At 71.0% G+C, this 22949-nt stretch carries 19 protein-coding genes and 2 pseudogenes; 12 read left to right on the top strand and 9 right to left on the bottom strand.

All coding sequences use genetic code 11. From position 1 onward, the window contains the following. The first annotated feature begins 128 nt into the window (after nt 1-128). Nucleotides 129-1598 (top strand): MFS transporter, encoded by a 1470-nt coding sequence (locus AC5L35_RS08520; protein ID WP_495059007.1) that lies wholly within the window; start codon nt 129-131, stop codon nt 1596-1598. Between the two features lie 70 nt (nt 1599-1668). Here AC5L35_RS08520 and AC5L35_RS08515 read toward each other — a convergent pair whose 3' ends face one another. The 4 genes and pseudogenes from AC5L35_RS08515 to kdgD form a co-directional block, all read right to left on the bottom strand. Beyond that, nucleotides 1669-2997, bottom strand: a complete 1329-nt coding sequence (locus AC5L35_RS08515) for an enolase C-terminal domain-like protein (RefSeq protein WP_495059006.1) — start codon at nt 2995-2997, stop codon at nt 1669-1671. Between the two features lie 107 nt (nt 2998-3104). Then, on the bottom strand, nt 3105-3467 hold the full coding sequence (locus AC5L35_RS08510) for an enolase C-terminal domain-like protein (RefSeq protein ID WP_495059005.1): 363 nt from the start codon (nt 3465-3467) through the stop codon (nt 3105-3107). A gap of 85 nt (nt 3468-3552) precedes the next feature. After that, nucleotides 3553-3966 (bottom strand): annotated as a pseudogene (locus AC5L35_RS08505) (enolase C-terminal domain-like protein); the annotation flags it as partial. 147 nt (nt 3967-4113) lie between these two features. Continuing rightward, entirely contained in the window at nt 4114-5028 is a 915-nt protein-coding gene (gene kdgD, locus AC5L35_RS08500) for a 5-dehydro-4-deoxyglucarate dehydratase (protein ID WP_495059260.1), read from the bottom strand. Nucleotides 5029-5307: 279 nt separating this feature from the next. Between kdgD and AC5L35_RS08495 the strand changes: the two genes are divergently transcribed. From AC5L35_RS08495 to AC5L35_RS08485, 3 genes are all read left to right on the top strand, one after another. Then, nucleotides 5308-5829 (top strand): YlcI/YnfO family protein, encoded by a 522-nt coding sequence (locus AC5L35_RS08495; protein WP_495059004.1) that lies wholly within the window; start codon nt 5308-5310, stop codon nt 5827-5829. Nucleotides 5830-5901: 72 nt separating this feature from the next. Beyond that, nucleotides 5902-6747 (top strand): DUF4097 family beta strand repeat-containing protein, encoded by an 846-nt coding sequence (locus AC5L35_RS08490; protein ID WP_495059003.1) that lies wholly within the window; start codon nt 5902-5904, stop codon nt 6745-6747. Nucleotides 6748-6781: 34 nt separating this feature from the next. After that, the gene (locus tag AC5L35_RS08485; RefSeq protein ID WP_495059002.1) at nt 6782-8008 is read left to right on the top strand and encodes a cytochrome P450; all 1227 of its coding nucleotides are present in this window, start codon (nt 6782-6784) and stop codon (nt 8006-8008) included. A gap of 38 nt (nt 8009-8046) precedes the next feature. Here AC5L35_RS08485 and AC5L35_RS08480 read toward each other — a convergent pair whose 3' ends face one another. Next, a complete protein-coding gene (locus AC5L35_RS08480) occupies nt 8047-8715 on the bottom strand; it encodes a FadR/GntR family transcriptional regulator (protein ID WP_495059001.1) in 669 nt (222 codons plus the stop codon). Between the two features lie 165 nt (nt 8716-8880). Between AC5L35_RS08480 and AC5L35_RS08475 the strand changes: the two genes are divergently transcribed. After that, a complete protein-coding gene (locus AC5L35_RS08475) occupies nt 8881-10704 on the top strand; it encodes a 2-isopropylmalate synthase (RefSeq protein ID WP_495059000.1) in 1824 nt (607 codons plus the stop codon). A gap of 7 nt (nt 10705-10711) precedes the next feature. Here AC5L35_RS08475 and pcaD read toward each other — a convergent pair whose 3' ends face one another. Genes pcaD through AC5L35_RS08460 form a run of 3 tightly spaced genes read right to left on the bottom strand, consistent with a single transcriptional unit; the run spans nt 10712 to nt 13088 of the window. Further along, nucleotides 10712-11488 carry a 3-oxoadipate enol-lactonase gene (gene pcaD, locus AC5L35_RS08470; protein WP_495058999.1) on the bottom strand — a complete coding sequence of 259 codons (777 nt, stop codon included), beginning with the start codon at nt 11486-11488 and terminating at the stop codon, nt 10712-10714. Continuing rightward, entirely contained in the window at nt 11485-12285 is an 801-nt protein-coding gene (locus tag AC5L35_RS08465) for a CoA-transferase subunit beta (protein WP_495058998.1), read from the bottom strand. The genes pcaD and AC5L35_RS08465 overlap by 4 nt, the downstream gene beginning before the upstream one ends. Beyond that, entirely contained in the window at nt 12282-13088 is an 807-nt protein-coding gene (locus AC5L35_RS08460) for a CoA transferase subunit A (protein WP_495058997.1), read from the bottom strand. Before AC5L35_RS08460 ends, AC5L35_RS08465 begins: the two co-directional genes overlap by 4 nt. Nucleotides 13089-13270: 182 nt before the next feature. Between AC5L35_RS08460 and AC5L35_RS08455 the strand changes: the two genes are divergently transcribed. The 4 genes and pseudogenes from AC5L35_RS08455 (at nt 13271) to AC5L35_RS08440 (ending at nt 16834) form a co-directional block, all read left to right on the top strand. Then, nucleotides 13271-14068 carry an alpha/beta fold hydrolase gene (locus AC5L35_RS08455; RefSeq protein ID WP_495058996.1) on the top strand — a complete coding sequence of 266 codons (798 nt, stop codon included), beginning with the start codon at nt 13271-13273 and terminating at the stop codon, nt 14066-14068. Next, nucleotides 14068-15341, top strand: a pseudogene (locus AC5L35_RS08450) (M20 metallopeptidase family protein). Before AC5L35_RS08455 ends, AC5L35_RS08450 begins: the two are co-directional and overlap by 1 nt. Before the next feature lie 88 nt (nt 15342-15429). Continuing rightward, nucleotides 15430-15795 (top strand): BlaI/MecI/CopY family transcriptional regulator, encoded by a 366-nt coding sequence (locus AC5L35_RS08445; RefSeq protein WP_495058995.1) that lies wholly within the window; start codon nt 15430-15432, stop codon nt 15793-15795. A 217-nt stretch (nt 15796-16012) separates the two neighbouring features. Further along, a complete protein-coding gene (locus tag AC5L35_RS08440; protein WP_495059259.1) occupies nt 16013-16834 on the top strand; it encodes an aldo/keto reductase in 822 nt (273 codons plus the stop codon). 79 nt (nt 16835-16913) lie between these two features. Here AC5L35_RS08440 and AC5L35_RS08435 read toward each other — a convergent pair whose 3' ends face one another. After that, on the bottom strand, nt 16914-18413 hold the full coding sequence (locus AC5L35_RS08435) for an SDR family oxidoreductase (protein ID WP_495058994.1): 1500 nt from the start codon (nt 18411-18413) through the stop codon (nt 16914-16916). A gap of 65 nt (nt 18414-18478) precedes the next feature. Between AC5L35_RS08435 and AC5L35_RS08430 the strand changes: the two genes are divergently transcribed. The 3 genes from AC5L35_RS08430 (at nt 18479) to AC5L35_RS08420 (ending at nt 22674) form a co-directional block, all read left to right on the top strand. Continuing rightward, nucleotides 18479-20755, top strand: a complete 2277-nt coding sequence (locus AC5L35_RS08430) for a hypothetical protein (RefSeq protein ID WP_495058993.1) — start codon at nt 18479-18481, stop codon at nt 20753-20755. Between the two features lie 167 nt (nt 20756-20922). Beyond that, nucleotides 20923-21315, top strand: coding sequence for a hypothetical protein (locus tag AC5L35_RS08425; protein WP_495058992.1), 393 nt, complete (start codon nt 20923-20925; stop codon nt 21313-21315). Between the two features lie 525 nt (nt 21316-21840). Beyond that, on the top strand, nt 21841-22674 hold the full coding sequence (locus AC5L35_RS08420; protein ID WP_495058991.1) for a type IV toxin-antitoxin system AbiEi family antitoxin: 834 nt from the start codon (nt 21841-21843) through the stop codon (nt 22672-22674). Nucleotides 22675-22949 lie beyond the last annotated feature (275 nt).

Below are 22949 nucleotides of genomic sequence, written 5' to 3'. Positions count from 1 at the left end.
CGGCTTGCGTTTGCGAGGCGACCCTCCCTATGGTCACCTAACGCAGTCGAGGGCTGCTTTAGTGCGCTCCGGTGTCTCGTCACCCGCGACGACCGTGACTGGGCGCACCAACGATTGAGGGGGATCCCATGGCTGCATCGGTTGCGACCGTAGGCAGGCGATCACATCGGGCCGTGCTACTCACGGTGACCTGCCTGGGCCAGTTCATGGTCCTGCTCGACAACACGATCGTTGGAGCGGCACTGCCCGACATGCAGAACCGGCTGCACATTCAGCTGACCGGTCTGCAATGGATCGTCGACGCGTACGTACTGCTGGTCGCCATGCTGCTGCTGTCCGGCGGGGTCTTCGCCGACCGGTTCGGCCGCAAGCGGGTGTACCTGACCGGCGTGGCGGTGTTCACCGCCGCGTCGCTGCTGTGCAGCCTCGCGCCCTCGCTAGGCTGGCTGGTCGCCGGCCGGGTACTGCAGGGCGTCGGGGCCGCGGCGCTGAGCCCTGCCTCACTCGCCCTGCTCACCGCCGCCTATCCCGTGCCGCAAGAACGAATCAAGGCGATCGGGCTGTGGGCCGGATTCAGCGGAATCGGTCTGGCCGCAGGCCCCGTGGCCGGCGGCGTGCTGACCCAAGCCTTCGGCTGGCCCGCCATCTTCCTGGTCAATCTGCCCGTCGGCGTTCTCCTGCTGCTGGTCGGCCTGCGCCACCTCGGCGAGTCCCGCAATCCGAGCGCCGCCGCGATCGACATCCCGGGCACGGTGCTGTCCGTTCTGGCGGTGGGGATGGTGACCTACGGGCTGATCGAGGGCGGTGCCCGCGGCTGGACCTCACCGGTCATCCTGGGCAGCTTCACCGCCGCGGCGATCCTCCTCGCCGCCTTCGTCGCCGTCGAAGCACGGTGTTCCGCTCCCATGCTGCCGCTGCGGCTGTTCCGGCAGCGCCTGTTCACCGTGTCCAACACCGCCATGGTCGTGGTGGGGTTCGCGCTCATGGGCTCGTCGTTCTTCTTCTCCCAGTTCTTCGTCCACGTCCAGGGCAGCTCAATCCTGGGCGCGGGCCTGCAGACCCTGCCGCTATCCCTCGCCATGGTGATCGTCAGCCCGTACGCGGGCCGGCTCGCCGCCCGGCACGGCTTCCGCATCGTGGTTACCACCGGCCTGGCCCTGGCCGGCCTGGGACTGCTGGCGCTCGGCATGGTGCACGCCGACACCGACTACGGGAACGTGTGGTGGCGGCTGGGACTCGCAGGCATCGGCTTCGCCCTTACCCTGTCCCCACTGACAGGCGCCGCCATCCAGGCAGTCAGCCCGCAGGAAGGCGGCCTCGCCTCAGGCATCAGCAGCACCACCCGCCAGATCGGCGCGGTGCTCGGCGTGGCGGTACTCGGAGCCATCGTCCGCGCCCGGCAATCCGGCGGCGCCTCCTTCGAGACCGGCCTCAACAGCGCTTTCCTCGCTGCCGGCACCGTCGCTGTGGCCACCGCCGTGTTGACCGGCCTGTGGCTGGCGAGGTCCAGGCCCGCGGACGGCTCCGCGGCGCCGCATCGATCCACCGAGCCGGATGCGGTCACCACCTCGAACGAGGCATCCGTGAGCAGCCGATGACAACAACCGCCTTGGCCGGGAGAAGCGGCTGCGCGCCGAAGCGTCGACATCACCCGAGGCCGCTCACCGGTCAGCGCACCAGGCAGGGCCGCTTCGGGTCGAAGGTCCAGCCCGGCATCAGGTGCTGCATCCCCGCGGTGTCGTCCCGGCCGCCGAGCGCCTTCTCCTGGTAGAGCGCGTGAGCGGCGCGGATGCGGTCGAGGTCGGGGTCGATCCCGAGACCGGGCCGGTCGGGGACGCGGACCGCGCCGCGCTCGATCCGGGGAGGGGCGACGGTGAGCCGCTCCCGGCCCTCCTGCCAGATCCAGTGCGTGTCCAGCGCCGTGTACTCGCCGGGAGCGGCCGCGCCGACGTGGGTGAACATGGCCAGTGAGATGTCGAAGTGGTTGTTGGAGTGCGAGCCCCAGGTGAGCCCGAACTCCTGGCACAGCCGGGCGACGCCGACCGAGCCCTCCATCGTCCAGAAGTGCGGGTCGGCCAGCGGGATGTCGACGCTCTGAAGCTGCACGGCGTGGCGCAGCTGGCGCCAGTCGGTGGCCACCATGTTCGTGGCCGTGCGCAGGCCGGTGGCTGCGCGGAACTCGGCCAGCACCTCCCGGCCGGAGAAGACGTCCTCGGCGCCGCACGGGTCCTCGGCGTAGGCCAGCACGTCGTGCAGATCGCGGCACAGCGACACCGCCTCGGCCAGCGACCACGCGCCGTTCGGGTCGAGGGTGATGCGGGCGTCGGGGAAGCGGCTCTTGAGGGCGGTGACCGCGGCGACCTCCGCCTCGCCGGTCATCACCCCGCCCTTGAGCTTGAAGTCGACGAAGCCGTAACGCTCGTGGGCGGCCTCGGCCAGCCGCACCACGGCCTCCGGGGTCACCGCAGGCTCGTGGCGCAGCCGGTACCAGTCGACCGGGGAGTCCTCCTCCCCGACGTGGTCGAGATCGGTGCGGTGGCGGTCGCCGATGTAGAATAGATAGCCCAGCATCCGCACCGACTCCCGCTGCTGGCCGGCGCCGAGCAGGGCAGCCACCGGCAGCTCCAGGTGCCGGCCCAGCAGGTCGAGCATCGCCGACTCGATCGCGGTGGCCGCGTGCACGGTGGTGCGCAGGTCGAAGGTCTGCAGGCCGCGGCCTCCCGCGTCCCGGTGGTCGAACGTGGCGCGGATGCGACTGAGGATCGCGCGGTGGTCGCCGACGCGGGCGCCCGTCACGAGCGGCTCGCACTCGCGCAGCGTCGTGGTGATCTTCTCGCCGCCGGGCACCTCGCCGAGGCCGATGTTGCCGTCCGAATCCTCCAGCAGCAGGACGTTGCGGGTGAAGTAGGGCGCGTGGGCACCGCTGAGGTTGAGCAGCATGCTGTCGCGACCGGCGACCGGGTAGACGGTGAACCCGGTGATCCGCGGCGGGCTCATCTCCGGCCCCTGGCAGCACCAGGACGCCGTCGACGCGGCGGGCCTCCACGGGCCGACCGGTCCGCGGGTCGACGCTGACGACGTCGGTCATGGGTTCGTCTCCTCGCTCATCGGGCACCGGGGATCTCGGCGCGGTCCACGGTCCACGCTCGGGTCTGCTCGCTCAGCGTCACACCCAGGCCGGGGCGTCCGGACAGGTGCATCCGGCCGTCGCGGATCTCCAGCCGCTCCTCGAACAGCGGGTGCAGCCAGTCGAAGTGCTCCAGCCACGGCTCGTGCGGGTAGGCCGCCGCGAGGTGCACGTGGATCTCCATCGCGAAGTGCGGGGCGAGCTGCAGGTTGGCGTGCTCGGCCAGCGCGGCCAACCGCAGGAACTGGGTGATCCCGCCGATGCGCGGGGCGTCGGGCTGGATGCCGTCGACCGCGCCGTGCCGGATCAGTTCGTGGCGCTCGGCGACGCTGGTGAGCATCTCCCCGCCGGCGATCGGGGTGTCCGGCGCGGGCGAGCTGGGCCTGGCCCTCGGCGTCGTAGGCGTCCAGGGGTTCCTCGATCCACACCAGGCTGAGTTCCTCCAGCGCCCGGCCGACGCGGACTGCGGTCGGCCGGTCCCACTGCTGGTTGGCGTCGACCATGAGCGGGACGCCGTCGCCCAGGTGCTCGCGCACGGCCCGGACGCGGCGCAGGTCCTCGGCGGTGTCGGGCAGCCCGACCTTCATCTTGATGCCGCCGATGCCCTCGGCCAGCGCGCGGGTGGCGTTCGCCGTGACCTGCTCGAGCGGCTCGTGCAGGAATCCACCGGAGGTGTTGTAGCAACGCACCGAGTCGCGGTGCGCACCGAGCAGTTTGGCCAGCGGCAGTCCGGCGCGCTTGGCCTTGAGGTCCCACAGCGCCACGTCGAACGCGGCCAGGGCCTGGGTGGCCGCGCCGCTGCGCCCGACCGAGGCTCCGGCCCAGGCCACCTCGGTCATCGGGCGCTGCCGACCCGTGAACACCTTGGCGTCGGAGATCGGCGCGGGCAGCGGCAGCCGCACCGACGACAGCGCGACGGAGGCGACGCGGTCCTGCACGGCAGGGGCGGTGGGCGGGGCCGGCGCAGCGGCGGTCGAGGCCACGGTTCAGGCCACCGTCCCGACGAGCGCGGTCAGCTCGGCGCGCTCGCCCTCGGTCAGGTCGGTGAGCGGCGGCCGCACCCGGCCGCCGTCGCGCCCGACCGCGGTGAGCCCGGCCTTGACGATCGACACGGCGTAGCCGCGGGTCCGGTCGCGGATGTCGAGGTAGGGCAGCACGAACGCGTTGAGCAGCCGGTACACGGTGGCCCGGTCGCGAGCGCGCACGGCGGCGAAGAACTCGAGCGCGAACTCCGGCAGGAAGTTGTACAGCGCGGAGGAGTAGGTGGACACGCCCAGCTCCAGCAACGGCAGCGCGAACGTCTCGGCGGTGGGCAGGCCGCCGATGTAGATCAACCGGTCGCCCACCCGGGCGTAGGTACGCACCATCCGCTCGACGTCGCCCACGCCGTCCTTGAGGCCGATCAGGTTCGGGTTGCGGTCGGCGGCGGCCGCGACGGTGGTGGCGTCGAGCACCGCGTTGGCCCGGCTGTAGACGATCACGCCGAGGTCGGTGGCCCGGCACACCGCGCTGATGTGCTCCAGCAGGCCCTGCTGGGGGGCCTCGGTGAGGTAGGGCGGCAGCAGCAGGATCCCGGCGGCCCCGGCGTCCTGCGCGGCCCGGGCCTGGGCAACTGCGCCCGCGGTGCCGCCGGTGGCCGGGGCGACCACGGGCAGCCGGTCGCCGACCTCGGCGACGGCCGCCCGCACGACGCGATCGGCCTCGACCGCGGTGAGCGAGAAGCCCTCGCCGGTGCCGCCCGCGGCGAACAGGCCGGCCACGTCGAAGCTCCCTTGCCATGCGAGGTGCTCGCGGTACCGAGGCTCGTCGAACTGCAGATCGTCGTCGAAGTGGGTGACGGGGAACGACAGCAGGCCCGAGCTCAGGCGAGCGGCGAGATCGTCGGGAGCGAACGTCGGCAGCGACGGCACGGGCGGCTTCCTCCACGGTCCGGTGGCGTCGCGCGACGGCGGCGCCAGACATCGCGGCCACGGTAGGGACGTGCGTGGATGCGTGTCCAACAGCCTTTCGGCATCGAGTGCTGCCGGGGAAGTACCAGAAGGTGCGCTTGATCGACGCGTCGCCGGCGGACAGTGTCGAGGGGCGGCGAGAACTGACTCTGACCGCCATGGGTGCCACGTGGCACCAGCTCTGAGCCATGATGACTTGCTTTGGCACCACTATGGTGCCATGATGGCACCATGGATTTGACCACGTATGTGAGCAACCTCGGACGCGAGTTCGCCACGCTCGCCGAAGCCGGCGGTGCCGAGTCGCGTGCGTTGGTCGAGCGCCTGAGCGGATCGCTCGAGTCGGCGATCCGGATGACCCTGCTGGACGCGCTGTCCGCCGCCGCGGACGAGATCACCCGGGACCTGGCCCCCGGTTCGGTGGAGCTGCGGCTGCGCGGACGCGATCCGCACTTCGTCGTGACCGCACCGCCCGCCGAACAGGTCGAGGACGCGGCCGAGGTCGATCCGGCACCGGCGGACGGCGCCACCCTGATCGCCGAGGACGGCCCGAGCTCGCGGATCAACGTGCGCCTCCCGGAGCAGCTCAAGGCCGCGGTCGAGGAGGCCGCCGCCAAGGAGGGGCGCTCGGTCAACGCCTGGCTGGTCCGTGCGGCCTCGACCGCCGTGGCGCGCTCCGACGGCGACCAGCGTCCCGAGCAGCGCGGCAGCGGCACACGGACCCAGAAGCGCCTCACCGGCTGGGTGCGCTAGCCGCACCGCTTTCCACCACTCACGTCCCCGACCTGCGGGGACGCATCACCGACCCACGATGAGGGGACAGCCATGCCCAATTTCGAGACACCCGACCCGATTTCCGTCACGCTCGAGCTGGGCGTCGGGAATGTGCGGATCACGGCGAGCGACCGGACCGACACCACCGTCGAGGTCCGCCCGAGCGACGGATCCGATGAGTCGGACGTGGAGGCCGCCCAGCGGATCCGCGTCGACTACGCGAACGGCCTGCTCCAGGTCACGGGGCCGAAGGCGCGCGCCTTCGACTTCTCCCGCAAGTCCAGGTCGGTGGAGGTGGCCATCGACCTGCCCAGCGGTTCCCAGGTGTCCGGCGAGGTGCAGGTGGGGGACCTCAGCGGCACGGGCCGGTTCGGGGAGTTCAGCTTCAAGACCTCCGCAGGCAACGCCCGGCTCGAGCGGACCGGTCCGTTGCGTGTGGACACCGCCGCCGGTCACGTCACCGCGGACGGCGTCGCGGGCGACGCCGAGATCCACACCGGTTCCGGGAAGATCCGCATCGGCGAGATCGAGGGCTCCGTGGCCGTCAAGAGCTCGAACGGCGACACCATGATCGCCGCCGCCACCGGTGCCGTGCGGGTGCGCTCGGCGAACGGCGACATCTCCGTCGAGCGGGCCGGCGCGGGTGTCGACGCGAAGACGTCCAACGGCAGCATCCGCCTCGGCGAGGTGGCCCGTGGCTCGGTCGAGCTCGCAACCGCGATGGGCGACCTGGAGATCGGCATCGCCGAGGGCACCGCCGCACTGCTGGACGTGAACACCAAGTTCGGGCACGTCCACAACCTGCTGGAGAGCGCCACCGGGCCCGAGGCGTCCGACGAGACCGTCGAGGTGCACGCGCGCACGTCGTTCGGCGGTATCACGATCCGACGTTCCTGATCACTTCCGTAACGACGCCACGAATGGAGACGCGATGAGTGACACGGTTCCGATCCCGCAGGGCCTCCCGATGGAGCGCGATGCCGGCCCCTTCGACCCGCCCCGCCAGATCACCCGGCTGCGCGAGGCCCGCCCCGTCAGCCCCATGGTCTTCCCCGACGGTCACGAGGGCTGGCTCGTCACCGGCTACGACGCGGTCCGCCGGCTCATGGCCGACACCCGGTTCAGCTCCCGCCAGGACATCGGCATTCTCCACATTCCGTACGGGACCCCGGGCATGCCTGCCGCTACCGAACCGTCCCCGCAGCCGCCGGGCATGTTCATCGCCATGGACCCGCCGGACCACACCCGGCTGCGGCGCAAGCTCACCGGCGCCTTCACGGTGCGACGGATGAAGCAGCTCGAAGAGAGCATCATCGACATCGCCGAGCGGCAGCTGGACGAGCTGGCGCGCCTCACCCCGCCGGTCGACCTGGTCACGGAGTTCGCGCTCCCGGTGCCATCGCTGGTGATCTGCGAACTGCTCGGCGTCCCCTACGCGGACCGGGAGAACTTCCAGGTCAACTCGGCAAAGTTCCTGGTCAGGGACCAGAAGCTCGAGGAGAAGATCGCCGCGTACACCGAACTGAGCACGTATCTCTCCGAACTGGTCACGCGCAAACGCGCCGTCCCCGGCGAGGACATCCTGTCCGACCTGGCCCGCCATGACGACCTCACCATCGACGAGCTGACCGGCATCGCCTTCCTGCTGCTGCTCGCGGGCCACGAGACCACCGCCAACATGCTGGCCTTGGGCACCTTCGCGCTCCTGGAGCACCCCGAGCAGCTGGCCGAACTGCGCGCCGACCCGGATCTGCTGCCCGATGCCGTCGAGGAGCTCCTGCGCTACCTGTCCATCGCCGACATCTTCTTCCGCTACGCCACCGAGGACATCGAACTCGGCGGCGAAACCATCCCCCAGGGATCGACCGTCATCGTCTCGCTGCTGGCGGCCAACCGTGATCCGGAGCGATTCGACAACCCCGACGACCTGGACGTCCACCGCAAGGCCCGCGGTCACCTGTCCTTCGGCCACGGCATCCACCAATGCCTCGGCCAGCAACTGGCCCGCATCGAGATGCGCGCCGGTTTCGAGGGACTGCTGCGTCGCTTCCCGACCCTCGAGCTCGCCATCCCCGCAGGCGAGGTGAAACTCAAGACCGACATGAACATCTACGGAGTCCACGAACTGCCGGTCACCTGGACGGAAACGGCCCCGTAAAACCGTCGGCCGACCGCGTCACCGGTGTAGTACGCCCCTCATGCGAGTCCTTCCTTCAGGGACAGGAGGTGGATTCGGCTCCGCTGTGCGGCGGTGGCTCCATCGTGGTCGGCGATGGCATCGGCGAGACGGACGTGGGCGTCGTGGTCGGTATCGCTGCCGAACTTCTTGCGGATGCGGAGCATCTCGACCATGGCCTCACGCACGCGCGGGGTGAAGCTGTCGAACAGCTCGGTGAGGATGGGGTTGTGGGCGGCCGTCACGACGGCGCGGTGGAACGCGGTGTCGGCGTCGACGTGCTCCTCGATGCCGGAGCGGCGCTCGGCGCGCTCGCCGAGCGCTCGGCGGATCGCGCGCAGGTCTGCAGGGGTGCGCCGTTCGGCAGCGAGCGCTGCGGCCTCGGTCTCGATGGCGATGCGCGCCTCGATCACCGACACGATGCCCGCGCGCAGCAGCACCGCATCCCAGTCCTCGTGGATGTCGAGCGCGGTGACGAAGACGCCCGCTCCTTGGCGGGAGGCGAGGATGCCGCGGCCGGCGAGCTGGCGGATCGCCTCGCGGACGGTTGAGCGTCCGACGCCGAGCTGCGGGGCCAGGGTGGTCTCACCGGGCAGCTTCTCGCCCAGGTTCCACTCGCCCGACCTGATCCGTTCCAGCAGCAGCTCGGCGGCCTGATCCGCCAGCGGCGTTCGTCTGACCTGCTCCATGCGATCCCTAGTTCTCTACTTGTCTGAGGACTTATGGTAGAGTCTTGCCGTGATCTTGGTCGACTGTCTTCTCCTCCGCCGCCACGGCGGGGCCTAGCCGGACCGGCTCCCCGTCGTGGGTGCCTCCCTCGCGCCGGTCTACGAATCGACGAAGGAATCCGCGTCATGACCACCGCATCATTCCCCGGTATCTCCACGCCTGTCGGCCCGGTGCCGGAGCGGGCGCCCGCCTGGAACCGGCAGCGGCACTCGCAGATGCCGTCCCACCGCTACGCCGACGTCTACTCACGCGTCGGCGTTCCCCTCACCGAGCGGGACTGGCCGAACCGTCGCCTCACCGCCGCCCCGTTGTGGGTACCGGTGGATCTGCGCGACGGCAACCAGGCGCTGGCCGAGCCGATGGACCCGTCCCGAAAGCGGCGGTTCTTCGAGCTCATGGTCGTGATGGGCTACAAGGAGATCGAGGTCGGCTATCCCTCGTCGTCGCAGACCGACTACGACTTCGTGCGGCTGATCGCGGAGACCGGCATCGCCCCCGGCGATGTGACGATCGTGGTCTTCACCCCTGCCCGCCGTGACCTGATCGAGCGCACCGTCACCTCGATCCGCGGGATCGCCAACCCGGTGGTGATCCACATGTACACGGCCACCGCACCGGTCTGGCGAGACGTGGTGCTCGGTCACGGCCGCGCCGAGCTGAAAGAGCGGATCCTCGCCGGCGGGCGCGACGTGCTGGAGCTCGCCGGTGACCTGCCGAATGTGCGCTTCGAGTTCTCGCCCGAGGTGTTCAACCTCACCGAGCCGGACTACGCGCTCGACGTGTGCGACGCGATGACCGAACTGTGGGAGGCGAGTCCGGACCGGCCGGTCATCCTCAACCTGCCTGCCACCGTCGAGGTCGCCACCCCGAACGTGTACGCCGACCAGATCGAGCACATGCACAAGAACCTGCGCCGCCGCGAATCCGTGATCCTTTCGGTGCATCCGCACAACGACCGCGGTACCGGAATCGCCTGTGCCGAACTGGCGGTGCTGGCCGGTGCGCAGCGGGTCGAGGGGTGCGTCTTCGGCAACGGGGAGCGTACCGGGAACGTGGACATCGCCACGCTCGCGCTGAACCTGCACGCCCAGGGCGTCGACCCGATGATCGACTTCTCCGACATCGACGAGATCCGCCGCACCGTCGAGTACTGCAACCGCATCGAGGTGCACCCGCGACACCCTTACGTGGGCGACCTCGTGCACACCGCGTTCAGCGGCACCCACCAGGACGCGATCAAGAAGGGCTTCGCCGAGCACCGCGGCCGCGCGGCGGCCGAGGGTCGTCCTGAGCGAGAGCTGGACTGGCGGGTGCCGTACCTGCCGATCGACCCGGCAGACATCGGTCGCACCTACGACGCCGTGATCCGGGTCAACTCCCAGTCCGGCAAGGGTGGCATCGCCTACCTGTTGGAGACCGAGTACGGCATCGACCTGCCGCGGCGTGTGCAGATCGACTTCGCCCGCCGCGTCCAGGAGCACACCGACACCACCGGCGACGAGGTCATCGCGGCCGAGCTGTGGAACATCTTCCAGCACGCCTACCTCACGCCACCGGACACGGAAGCTCCCGTCGTGCTCACCGGGTACGAGACCTCCGAGCGCGAAGGGCGCGCGTGTACCCGGATCAGCATCTGCATCGGGGACGAGAATCACACGACCATCCACGATGGTGTCGGGCCGATCGAGGCACTCACCTCAGCGCTGTCCGACTGCGGTATCCACGTCGAGGTGCTCGACCTGCACCAGACCAGCATCGGCGCGGGAAACGACAGCGAAGCACTCACCATCATCGAGCACCGTCACCCCGGCGGTATCGCCTGGGCAGCGGGTAGGGCCGGATCGGTGCTGGCGGCGAGCATGGCAGCCGTCATCGTCGCAGCCAACGACGTGGGCTCCGGCAAGATCGCTGTGGACTCTGCCGGGGGGACGGCTGCGCCGTTCATGTGAGTGCCCGTCAGCGTCCGGCGTGCTCGGCGATCAGTGCGGTGGCCTCGTCGGCCCGCTCGACGGTGGCGAGGTGGGCGCCCTCGAGCACGTCCAGCCGGGCGCCCGGGATGCCGTCGACGATCGTGCGCGCATGCGGTTCGACGGGGGTGGACAGGTCGGCGGATCCGGCGATCACCAGTGTGGGCGCGGAGATCGCGGGCAGCCGGTCGCGGTGGTCCCAGACCTCGAGCGCCTGGCAGCTGGCCAGGTAGCCCTCGTCGGACGTGCCGGCGACCATCGCCTCCGCCTCCGCGACGACGTCGGGGTGCTCCGCCGCCCAGCCGGGCGTGAACCACCGCGAGACCACCGTGGCGGCGATCGGGGCCGTGCCGCCGTCGGCGACCGCCTTGATCCGCTCCGCCCACACCGACGAGTCCGGGAAGTGCGACGACGTGCAGCAGAGGGTGAGGCTGGTGATGCGTTCCGGGGCCTCGGAGCCGAGGTACATGCCCACCATCCCGCCGAGCGACAGCCCGCACCAGGCCACCTGCTCCAGGCCCAGGTCGTCGAGGAGCGCGATGACGTCGCCTGCGAGGTCAGCGACGCGGTAGGGCCCCGGTGGCACCGGGGACCCGCCGTGGCCGCGGTGGTCGACGCGGATCACCCGGAACCGCTCGGTGAGGGGCGCCACCTGGGGTCGCCACATCTCCAGCGTCGAGCCGAGCGATCCCGACATCATGATGACCGGCGCGTCGCGCGGGCCCTCGTCGATGTGGTGCAGCCGCGCCCTGCCGTCGTTCGTCATGACTCTCCCGATCCCACCGTGCGCATCGAGCGCAGCGTCTCCAGTTCGGCGGTGCTCGGCGCAGCGGTGATCATGAGGTCCGCCGACACCTCGAGCGGCCAGCCCGTCTCCGCCCGCACCTGCTCGACCGTGACGCCGTGGTGCAGTGCGGTGAGCACGAGCTCAGAGGTGTCCGGATCGGGCTCCAGGACGCCGAGATCCGTGATCACCCGGACCGGACCCGCTCCGCGCAGCCCGAGGATCTGCCGGTCCAGGGGGCCGCTCCCGTGCCCGACGGACGTCACGAAGTCCACCTGCTCTACGAAGGCTCGCATCCGGTGGCGCATCACCACGATCACTTCTCGGCAGGATGACGCGATCTCGGGCGCACCCCCCGAGCCGGGCAGCCGCACGTCCGGCTCGTCGTACTCACCGATCACGGTGGTGTTGATGTTGGCGAACCGGTCGATCTGGGCTCCGGACAGGAACCCGATGTCGATCCGGCCGGGCTGCAGCCAGTAGTTGAAGATCTCCGGCACGCTGACGACGGAGAGGGCCGACTCGGCGAGGATGCCGTCTCCGATCGAGAGCGGCAGCTCGTCGGGCCGGGTGTCCAGGGTGCCCGACTCGTAGATCAGCACGAGGTGGGGCGCGTGCAGGCGGCGCGCCAGGTTGGCCGCCGTGGACGGCAGCCCGATCCCCACGAAGCAGGCCTGCCCGTCGCGCAGCGAACGAGAAGCCGCGATGCTCATCATCTCGTCGGCGGACCAGCTGGTGGTGGGCCCCGACTCCGTCACCGGATCGGTCGTGCCGGTCATGCCGCCTCCTCGAGGGCGCTCAGCCAGCGGGTGAACGCCTCCCGGTCGCGGCTGATCGTGTCCCAGCTGCGGTAGGCGGCGTTGTCGCGGTCGTAGTACCCGTGTGCGTACGACGGGGCCGCACCGCGCGGCGCCACGGCCACCGCGTCGAGCACCCAGCCCGGGAGGACGACCGCCCCCGGCACCGGCGTCAGCTCGTCGACGATCTCCTCGACGGTGACGAGCGAGCGCCGGGCCGCGAGCACCGCCTCCTTCTGCACGCCGGTGATCCCCCACAGCTGGACGTTTCCGGCCCGGTCGGCCCGCTGGGCGTGCACGACCGTGACGTCGGGGTTGAGCGCGGCGACGGCGGCGAGCCGCTCCCCGGTGAACGGGCATTCCACGGTGGAGATGGTGGAGGTGTGGAGGGGCAGGTCGGTGCCGGCGTAGCCACGGAGCACCGCGAACGGCAGCCCCGATGCGCCCGCGACGTAACGGTTGGCCATGCCGGCGTGGCTGTGTTCCTCGATCTCCAGCGGGGCGGGCCACCCGGTGGCGAGGGCGTCGCGCATCCGGTGCAGCGAGCCGACGCCGGGGTTGCCGCCCCAGGAGAACACGAGTTTGGCGGCGCAGCCCGCGCCGATCAGCTGGTCGTAGATCAGGTCGGGCGTCATCCGGACGAGGGTGAGGCCGCGCCGCCTCTGCCGGATGATCTCGTGCCCTGCGGCGAACGGGATGAGGTGGGTGAAGCCCTCAAGCGCGACGGTGTCCCCGTCATGCACAAGCTCGGACACCGCCTGCGGCAACGACACGATCTTGGCCACGTGGGAACGCTAGTGCGCGCGGGCAGGCCCGGCAATCGAAGGCGAGTGGCCGGAATCCTTGGGAAACCTCACGTTCCCTGCCCCACCCGGTGCTCGGCCCGCCTGTGGCCCGCACCCCGTACAAATTGTGCACCCCTCGTTTACGCCCCCTTGGGTGAGGCTTCGATGAAGGAAGAGGGGACATGACGGACAGGGACGACGGCCAGTACTTCGGTGGCCTGGCCGGTGAGATCCGGGGCACGGACGACGACCGGCCGCCGCTGGTCCTCGTGCACGGTCTGACCTACGACCGGCGGATCTGGCGGCCGCTGCTGGACGAGCTGGCGACGCTCGACCCGGGCCGGCGGGTGCTGACCGTCGACCTGCCCGGGCACGGGGGGTCGCCGCGGTGGGACGGCTACGACCTCGACGAGGTCGTAGCCGCCGTTCACGGGGCGGTGACCGAGGCCGGGCTCGCCGCGCCGATCGTCGTCGGGCACTCGGTCGGCGGCGTGGTGGCGACCATGTACGCCTCGACCCGTCCGACCCGTGGCGTGGTCAACATCGACCAGCCGTTGCTCGTGGGCAAGTTCGCAGACGTCCTGAAGCAGGCCGAACCGGTGCTGCGCAGCCCGGCCTGGCGCGAGGTCTGGGACCGGATGCTCGTCACCATGCAGGTCGACCGGTTGCCGTCGGCGGCGCGGGAGCTGGTCTCGACCGCTACCTGTCCTCGGCAGGACCTGCTCCTCGGCTATTGGAACGAGGTCCTGGTCTCCTCCGCCGAGGAGATCGGCCGGCGCCGGACCCATGACCTGGGCGTGATTCGGGCCGGCGGGGTGCCGTACCGCTACGTGGCCGCGTCCGAGCCGGATCCCGCGTACCTCGGGTGGCTGACGTCGGCTCTGCCGAACCTCACCGTCACCGTGCTGCCCGACGGCGGGCACTTTCCGCACGTGGTCCACCCGCGCCGGATGGCCGGGATGCTGGCCGGGAACACCTGATGCCTCTGGCGGCCCGGCTGCGTGACGACGCCGCAGCCCTGCAGGACGACCTGGTACGGCTGCGGCGCGACATCCATCGGCACCCCGAGGTCGGCCTCGACCTGCCGCGCACCCAGCGGGCGGTGCTGGACGAGCTGGCCGGTCTGGGGTTGGAGGTCACCCCGGGCAGGACGTTGAGCTCGGTGACCGCGGTGCTGCGCGGCGGACGACCGAGCGCGGCGATGCCGGGCGGCGAACCCGCCCCCGCGGTGCTGCTGCGAGCCGACATGGACGCCCTGCCGATCACCGAGACGACCGGGCTGGACTACGCCAGCCAGGTGGACGGCGCGATGCACGCCTGCGGGCACGACACACGGCGATGCTGGTCGGTGCGGCCCGGCTGCTCAGCGCGCACCGTGACGCGTTGGCCGGCGACGTCGTGTTCATGTTCCAGCCCGGCGAGGAGGGCTGGAACGGCGCCGCCCGCATGATCGACGAGGGGGTGCTCGACGCGGCCGGACCGCGGGTCTCCTCGGCGTACGGCATGCACGTGCGCTCGTACGGAACCCCCAGGGGACTGTTCCGCAGCCGACCCGGCCCGTTGATGGCGGCCATGGCAGAGCTCAAGGTGACCGTGCACGGAGCCGGCGGGCACGCCTCCATGCCGCACCTCAGCCGCGACCCGGTCACCGTGGCGGCGGAGATCGTGACCTCGTTGCAGACCCTGGTCACCCGGCGCTTCGACGTCTTCGACCCGGTGGTCGTCACGGTCGGCTCGATCCACGCCGGGACCAGATCCAACACCATTCCCGACACGGCCGAGATCGCTGCCACGGTGCGCACCTTCTCGGCGGCGAACCAGGCGCGACTGCGTACGGAAGCCACCCGACTGTGCCGGCACCTCGCCGAGGCGTACGGGCTGACCGCCGAGGTCGAGTACGTCGTGGGCTACCCGGTGACGGTGAACGACGAGCAGCAGTACGAGTTCGCCAGTAGGGCGATCTCCGAGGTGCTCGGCGCGGAGCGGTTCGAACCTCTCGCATCACCGGTGAGCGCCGCGGAGGACTTCTCCGAGGTGCTCAACGAGGTGCCCGGCTGCTATCTCGTCCTGGGCGCGAGTGGCGCCGACGATCCGTCGAAGGCGCCGGTGAACCACAGCCCGGGAGCCATCTTCGACGACCGGGTGCTCGCCGACGGTGCGCTGGTCCACTCGGAGCTGGCGATCCGGGCACTGCGATGGCACGCGGCGCGGCGGTCACCCGCGTCACGGGGCGGGCCACCCGCAGGGCCTTGAGGGGTAGGCCCTGCGGGTAGCGGTACCCAGTGCAGGTTGGGCCCTCCGGGCGGTCGTGCGGCTTTATGCTGCTCCGGGGGGAGGACACGTGCGAGGTCTGGGTGAGCTCGAAGCTGCGGTCATGGACGTGCTGTGGTCGTCACCGGAGCCGGCCCACCGCGTGCGCGACGTCCTCGAGGAGCTGACACCGCAGCGCAAGTTGGCCTACACCACGGTCATGACCGTCCTCGACAATCTGCACCGCAAGGGGTGGGTGCAGCGCGAGATGGACGGCCGCGCCTACCGCTACCGTCCCAGCGCCACCCGTGAAGAGGTCACCGCCCGCGCGCTGCGCGACCTGCTGGACGCCTCCGCCGACGTCGAGACCGTGTTGCTGCACTTCGCCCGCTCGGTGTCCGAGCGGGAGTCCGCCGTGCTGCGCGATGCACTCGGCGAGGCGCCGGACGGGCGATGATGATCGCCCTCGGCATGCTTTACGCCAGCACACCCCTGCTCGCCGCAGCGGTACTGCTCCGAATCGCATCCGCCCTGGCCACCGCACTTTCCTGAGATACGGGTGACATCGGGCGAGGCGCCCGTCACGAACTGCGGCGCCCGGTTCGTCACGGTGCGATGGTGACGGCGTGGTCACTCTTCATGACACCGTTCCCGCACTCAGCACGCGCTTCTCGCTGCCGACCGGGCCGGTGAACCGGCTCGGTTTCGGCACGATGCGCGTCCTCACCGGACCCGGAATATGGGGTCCACCGTCCGATCCCGACGCCGCCGTCGCCGTGGTGCGCCGCGCGGCCGAGCTCGGCGTCGACCTCTTCGACACCGCCGACTCCTACGGTCCGGAGGTGGCCGAGGACCTCGTGCGCCGGGCGCTGCACCCCTATGACGGCATCACCGTCGCCACCAAGGCGGGCTTCCTGCGTACGGGGCCCGGCAAGTGGTTCCCGTGCGGCCGCCCGGAGTACCTGCGTCAGCAGTGCGAGCTGAGCCTGCGCCGCCTCGGCGTCGACCGGATCGACCTGTTCCAGCTGCACCGCGTGGACCCGATGGTGCCCGCCGACGAGCAGTTCGGCGTGCTCGCCGAGCTGCAGGCGGAGGGCAAGGTCGCCGCGGTCGGGCTCTCCGAGGTCGACGTCGAGCAGATCGAACGCGCCACCTCGATCGTCGACGTCGCGGCCGTGCAGAACCGCTACAACGTCCTCGACCGCAAGTACGACGCGGTCCTGCGCTACTGCACCGAGCTCGGCATCGGTTTCATCCCGTGGGCGCCCATCAGCGCGGGAAAGCTGGCGGAGCCCGGTGGCGCCGTGGCCGACATCGCCGCCCGGGTCGGCGCCACCGCGTCGCAGGTCTCGCTGGCGTGGCTGCTGCAGCGCTCGTCGGTGATGCTGCCGATCCCGGGCACCAGCAGCCAGGAGCACCTCCAGGAGAACGTCCGCGCCGGCGAGCTGCAGCTGGACCAGGAGGCCGTCCAGCAGCTGGACGACGCCGCAGCCTGACCCACCACCCCGCGAGTCGCCCGAATCCCGTCCGCGAGTCGCCCCGGATCGACCCCTGAGCTGCCCGGAATCCCTAGCCCTACCCGCGGCCGGTGACCTCGCCGTTCCGGTGCCGACGGTCGACCCGCTCGGCGCTGCGGGTGATGTTGCGGACCATGCCTCCGAACACGATGCCGTGGAACGGAGCCACCGACCGCCAGTACAGGTGGCCGGTCAACCCGCGCGGGATGAACACCGCCCGCTGCCCGTACCGCGAACCGTCCGGTTGCGGTGTCACCGTCATCTCCAGCCACGCGCGGCCGGGGACCTTCATCTCCGCGCGCAGCCGCAACGTCCGGCCGCCCGCGTCGTCGCGTAGCTGCTCGACGCGCCACCAGTCCAGCGCGTCGCCGGTCTGCAGCCGGTCGGGATCACGTCGGCCGCGGCGCAGGCCGACCCCGCCGACGAGCCGGTCCATCCATCCGCGCACCGCCCAGGCGAGCGGGAAGGAGTACCAGCCCCGTTCGCCGCCGATCCCCGTGACGACCGCCCACAGCGCGTTCGGATCGGCCGTGCTGCTCTGCTCCCGTTCGTCCAGGTAGACGCTTCCCCCGGACCACTGTGGGTCGCTGGGCAGCGGATCGGACGCCATGTCGGCCACGGCCGCGTCCGACCACCTGGTCTCGACGTCACCGCCGCTGATCTTCGTCAACGCGAGCTGGACGGCCCGGTCGTAACCGGTGCGGCCACCCGCCGGCTCGGGCACGTACTCGAGGATGTCCTGCTCGGAACACACGACCTCGTGCACGAGCGACTCGATGAGCGGGGCCGCGATCGTCTTCGGCACCGGTGTCACGATGTTCACCCAGTGGGCCGACAGGCGTGGGGTCAGCACCGGCACCGGGACGATGCGCCGCCACGGCAGCCCGGCCACCGCCGCGTAGCGCTGCATCATGTCGAGGTAGGTGAGCACCTCCGGGCCGCCGAGGTCGAACGTCCGGTTCACGTCGGGCGGCAGCGTGGCCGCGCCGATGAGGAAGTGCAGCACGTCGCGAACCGCGATCGGCTGGATCCGGTTGCGCACCCACCGCGGCGTGACCATGACCGGGAGCCGCTCGGTCAGGTAGCGCAGCATCTCGAAGCTCGCCGAACCGGAGCCGAGGATCACCGCCGCCTGCAGCACGGCGGTCGGAACGCCGCAGCGCAGGAGGATCTCACCCACCTCGGTGCGGGAGGCCAGGTGTTCCGACAGGCCTCCCTCTGGATGCAGCCCGCCGAGGTAGACGATCCGGCTGACGCCCGCCTCGCGCGCCGCCTGCCCCGTGACGAGGGCGATGCGGCGGTCGGTGGCCGCGAAGTCCCGGTCCGACAGCGAGTGCACCAGGAAGTAGAGGACGTCGACGCCCTCGCAGGCCGCACGCATGCTCGCCGGGTCGAGGAGGTCTCCGCGCACGATCTCCGCGCGGTGGGCCCACGGGACGTCCCGGAGCTTCTCCGGGTCGCGCACCAGGCAGCGGACCGTGCCCGTGCCGGCATCGACCAGCCGGGCGGCCAGCCGGCCGCCGATGTACCCGGTGGAACCCGTGACGAGGTATCGCACCCTCCGATGCTCCTGGTGGGCGGAGGCGCCCGCCACTCGACGACCCGTTTGCGAGCTTTTCCCCGATGATCACCACGGGGCGCCGGGCCGTGATAAACATCCGCCGCGAAGTCTGTGGATCTTGGGAGGCCGGCGCGGTGGTGGTGGATGCGGCGGCGCTCGCCGACGCCCTGGCAACCGGACGGGAGCTCGATCTCGAGGGTGCCGCGCTGTCGGCCACCACCCTCGCGGCCGTCCTCACGGAGACCCCGTCGTCGGGCGCACCCGCGCTGACGCTGCGGCGCGCCAACATCACCGGCGTTCTCCGGCTCACCGGCGCCGAGATCGGCGTCCCCGTCGAGCTGCGTTCCTGCGTGTTCGCCCAGGTTCCCGACCTGCGGATGGCGCACTTCGCCGGCCTCGCACTCACGGGCTGCCGGCTGCCCGGACTCCGGGCGGGCAACCTGCGGGTGGCCGCCGACCTGCTGCTCGACGACGGGTTCACCGCCCATGGACCCGTGCACCTCACCGACGCGCAGATCGGCGGGTCACTGCGGTTCTCGGGTGGGCGGCTGCGGGGAGCCGGGGGCCGGGCTCTCATCGCCGACCGCATCGTCGTCGACGGCACGTTCTACGCGCGGCGGCTGCGCAGCAGCGGTGAGATCCGGCTGCCGGGCGCGCGCATCACGGGCAACCTCGACTGCAGCGGGGCCGACCTGAACAGCCCCACCAGCGACGCGCTCGACGCCACCGGGATCACCGTCGGCGGCAGTCTCCTCGCCGGTCGTCACGACGCCGGGCCGGACGTCGCGTTCTGCGCGTCGGGCCGGCTCATGCTGGCCGGGGCCAGGGTCGGCGGTGACCTCGTGTTCTCCGGGGCACGCATCGAGCGTGGCTCCGCGGCCATGTCCGTCGAATCGGAACCGGAGCCGGGGGAAAGCCGGTTGCCGCTGGTTCCCGGCGGGATCGTGGACGGATCGGCGTGCCTGGTGGCCGACCGCGTCCGGGTGGAGGGCAACCTCGAACTCGACGACGGGGTGCACACCGACGGCACGGTGCGCCTGCCCAACGCCGTCGTCGGCGGATACCTGCGGCTCTCCGGTGCCCGGCTGGTCGGTCCGATGGGTCCGGCGGGGCGCGGGATTGCGCTGCTCGCCGACGGGATGGACGTCAGCGGCGACCTCGAGGGCCGCGACAACGGGCGCGGTCCGCTCCGGTGCGCCGGTCAGCTGCGGCTGGTGGACGCCCACGTCCGCGGGAGCGCGAGTCTCACGGGGATCGCGCTGTCCACGCCGCGCGGGTACGCGCTGCTGGGCGACCGGCTGCGGATCGGCGGCGAGTTCTACCTCCGCCGGCTGGAGTGCAAGGGCACGGTCCGGCTGCAGAACGCCGAGATCGGGGCGACGCTCGACTGCACCGGAGCCCACCTGGAGCAGCCCCGGCTGCGGCCCAACGGAGATGCACGACCCTCCCTGGACCTCCGCGCGGCCACCGTCGGGAAGGACGTCGTCTGTTCGGAAGGGTTCGTGGCCACCGGCGGCGTCCGCATCCGGCGGATGGAGGCGCGCAAGTCGGTGCAGTTCGTCGACGTGACGCTGGGGGCGCCGGAGCCGGAACCGTCGGAGTCCCCGGAACGGTCGGAGTCGGAGGAGGCTGCCGAGCCGGATCGGGTCCGTTATGCCCTCAACGCCCACGGCCTGGTCACCGGGGAACTCGTCGTGCGCCCGGCCCGAGCCCCCGGCGCGGCCGTGCGTCTGGCCCAGGCCCAGGTCGGCACCTTTGAAGATTGCCCAGAGTTATGGAGGGCCGTTGGTGGCATCGATCTGGACGGTTTTGATTACCAGAAACTGAATGACACACATGTGATTGACATCCGAAAGCGGCTAACCTGGCTCAAACAGGTGATACCCGACTACGCACCGGGACCGTACGACCAGATGGCGGCCGCGTACCGGCGCGCGGGCGACGAGGCGGCCTCCGAGCGCGTCCTCATGGAGATGCAGAGCCGGCACTACGCCGAGGCGGGTGTCGCGGGTCGGATCTGGGGTGTGCTCCAGCGGTGGACCGTCGGATTCGGATATCAGCCCTGGTTAGCGGTCTGCTGGCTCGCGCTCTTCGCTGTGCTCGGCGGTGCCTGGTTCGCCACGCACGTGCCGCCGCCCGTCGACAACGGACAGAACCCGGTCTTCAACCCCTGGATCTTCGCCATCGACACGCTGCTCCCGATCGTGAACCTCGGGCAGGACGGGTACTGGCGATTGGACGGCGCATCCCAATGGATAGCGAGTTTGTTGATCGCGCTGGGGTGGATCCTCGCCACAACCGCTGCAGCGGGCGCTGCCCGAATGCTCAAGCGTGTCTGAAGGGGGAGGAGATCCACCCGAACGGGCGGAATCGAGCCGCAGAGCAGTAACGGTCGCTCCGAACCCGTTTCCACGCCCGAGTGTCCCCGTTGTGGGTGTAAGTGCGCAGATAGAACCGCTGAAGGCAGCACCATGGACGGCGCACAGGAAGACGATGGAGGTGACGCGTGTCCCCAGCGACCCGCTACTCGACGACCGACGACGACTGGACTCCGGCCACGGGTAGGCATGCGTTCGACGAGGACGCCGAGCTGACGCCGATCTTTCATGCGCTCACGCGTAGTGGATGGCGCAGTCGCCAACACGAGCCTGCCCCCCCGGCCGCCCGGCCGGCCCAGGCTGCTCCGCCCGCGCCGCCCCGCCCGGATCCGGTCGACGCGTTCCGACGCGACCCCCTGACCGCGCCGATCCCGGTACAGGCCCTCACCCCGGCCCCGTCCATCCCGAACTCGCGGATCTCGGGCACCGGAGCACATGTCGCCGTACCGGCTGCGCGCCACGAACTGGTCGACGAGGGACGGCACCACCACAGACGCGAGGCCTACAGCTCCCGCTGGTGACGTCCCCGCACGTTCGGGCGTGCAGGGATGGACGGCCGCTGGGGAGTGGCCGTGCACGACGGCAGTACTGCACCACTGCCCTGACGAGGGCCGGGGTCGCGCTGGAACCTCGGCGCCGCGGCCCCGGCCCTCAGCAGCCCCACCCCCGCGAGTCGCCCGTCCCGGGTGCGCGAGTCGCCCGTTGCAGCCGCGCGAGTCGCCCCTCCTGGGCGCGCGAGTCGCCCACTTTGCGTCCGCGAGTCGCCCGTTTCGGGTCCGCGAGTCGCCCGCCTCGTTGTGGAAAGGCCCAGGGTCGTTCGGCCTGACAGCGGGTCCTGCGAGCCGAGTTGTCCACATGCCGCCGCAGTTGTCCACAGTTTCGGCGTCCGGCCTCGGCGCTCGGGTTCACCGCGGGATCGTCGAGTCGTGTTTCCGACAACTGGTACAGCCGGTGCATGCCGGCGACGCGATGCCGTCCGGCTGCTCGGTGCGCACCGGGTTCGTTCGGCGATCAGGTCGGGCGAGTTCAGCTCGCCATGGCCGGGCGTGCTCGTTGATCCTGCCCGCGCGGCCGAACCGTCCACCGTGATCGCGGCGGGATGGCTCGCCTCCGGTCCGGACGCGGTCATCACCGGCCCCACGGCTGCGTTCATGCACGGCTGCACGGCGGCCGAGCCGACGCCGGTGCACGTCGTCGTGCCCTACAGCAGCAAGAAGCGGACCCGTCCCGGGCTCGTGGTGCACAACGGCCTCGCGCTTGATCGCGATCGTCGGCTGGTCGACGGTCTGCCGGTCCTCTCCGTGGAGCGCGTCGTCACCGATCTGCTCTGCACCGCCGAGCCGGCGGGCGCGCTGGCCATCGCCGACCAGGTGCTCTCCGCTCTGGCGCCACATGATCGTTCGGCTCTGCGCGACGAGATCCATCGTCGAATCCGAGCACGTCCGGATCCCCGGGGCACCCGCATCGGAGCCCGTCTCTTGAATCTCGCCACCGGTGCAGCCGAGTCCCCGGCGGAGAGCTGGCTGCTCTGGCGGATCGTCGACCGGGGCTTCCCCGTGCCGGTGGTGAACCACTGGGTGTGCACGATCGACGGCGAGCCGCGGTACCGAGTCGATCTCGGCTGGCCGGAGCTGAAGATCGCTGTCGAGTACTACGGGCATGCCGCACATGCCGGGCGCGAGGAGCGGGACGCGGCGCGCATCCTCGAGCTCGAACGGCGGGGCTGGATCGTGATCATCGTCCGCGCGGACGATCTGACCTCCATGTATCGGGTGGAGAGCGAGATCGACCAGGCCTTCACCGCCCGGGGCATGCCCCTTCGCGGCCGCACCGTTGGAGGGCTGCGCGCGAGGCGGCACCGCGAGCTGCGAGCCGGCTGAGCCCGTCATCCGCGCTGACGGACAGGAGTACGGGCAGGCGTCCTGCGACCTGGCCTGCCGGATGACGCACGCCATCGAGCCCGGCATTCGCTGACGGATCACGGCCCCCGTGCCTACGCGCCACCCATGCGCGGTCGGGGCGACTGTGCGCACCAAAGCGGGCGACTCGCGCACTCAAAACGGGCGACTCGCGCGCGCAATACGCGCGACTCGCGCACTCGAAACGGGCGACTCGCGCACCCGGAGCGGGCGACTCGCGCACCTAGAACGGGCGA

The sequence above is a fragment of the Pseudonocardia sp. OZ21 genome (genome assembly GCF_059359135.1).
Note: the sequence above shows the minus strand (reverse complement) of the source record. Positions and strands in the feature narration are given on the sequence as shown.

Bases quoted from the DNA above. Each gene is read 5' to 3' on its own strand.
- AC5L35_RS08480 (WP_495059001.1), bottom strand. From the start codon at position 8,715: ATGGAGCAGGTCAGACGAACGCCGCTGGCGGATCAGGCCGCCGAGCTG.
- AC5L35_RS08520 (WP_495059007.1), top strand. From the start codon at position 129: ATGGCTGCATCGGTTGCGACCGTAGGCAGGCGATCACATCGGGCCGTG.
- AC5L35_RS08490 (WP_495059003.1), top strand. From the start codon at position 5,902: ATGCCCAATTTCGAGACACCCGACCCGATTTCCGTCACGCTCGAGCTG.
- AC5L35_RS08495 (WP_495059004.1), top strand. From the start codon at position 5,308: ATGGATTTGACCACGTATGTGAGCAACCTCGGACGCGAGTTCGCCACG.
- AC5L35_RS08475 (WP_495059000.1), top strand. From the start codon at position 8,881: ATGACCACCGCATCATTCCCCGGTATCTCCACGCCTGTCGGCCCGGTG.
- AC5L35_RS08485 (WP_495059002.1), top strand. From the start codon at position 6,782: ATGAGTGACACGGTTCCGATCCCGCAGGGCCTCCCGATGGAGCGCGAT.
- AC5L35_RS08455 (WP_495058996.1), top strand. From the start codon at position 13,271: ATGACGGACAGGGACGACGGCCAGTACTTCGGTGGCCTGGCCGGTGAG.
- AC5L35_RS08465 (WP_495058998.1), bottom strand. From the start codon at position 12,285: ATGACCGGCACGACCGATCCGGTGACGGAGTCGGGGCCCACCACCAGC.
- AC5L35_RS08430 (WP_495058993.1), top strand. From the start codon at position 18,479: ATGATCACCACGGGGCGCCGGGCCGTGATAAACATCCGCCGCGAAGTC.
- pcaD (WP_495058999.1), bottom strand. From the start codon at position 11,488: ATGACGAACGACGGCAGGGCGCGGCTGCACCACATCGACGAGGGCCCG.
- AC5L35_RS08510 (WP_495059005.1), bottom strand. From the start codon at position 3,467: ATGCTCACCAGCGTCGCCGAGCGCCACGAACTGATCCGGCACGGCGCG.
- AC5L35_RS08515 (WP_495059006.1), bottom strand. From the start codon at position 2,997: ATGAGCCCGCCGCGGATCACCGGGTTCACCGTCTACCCGGTCGCCGGT.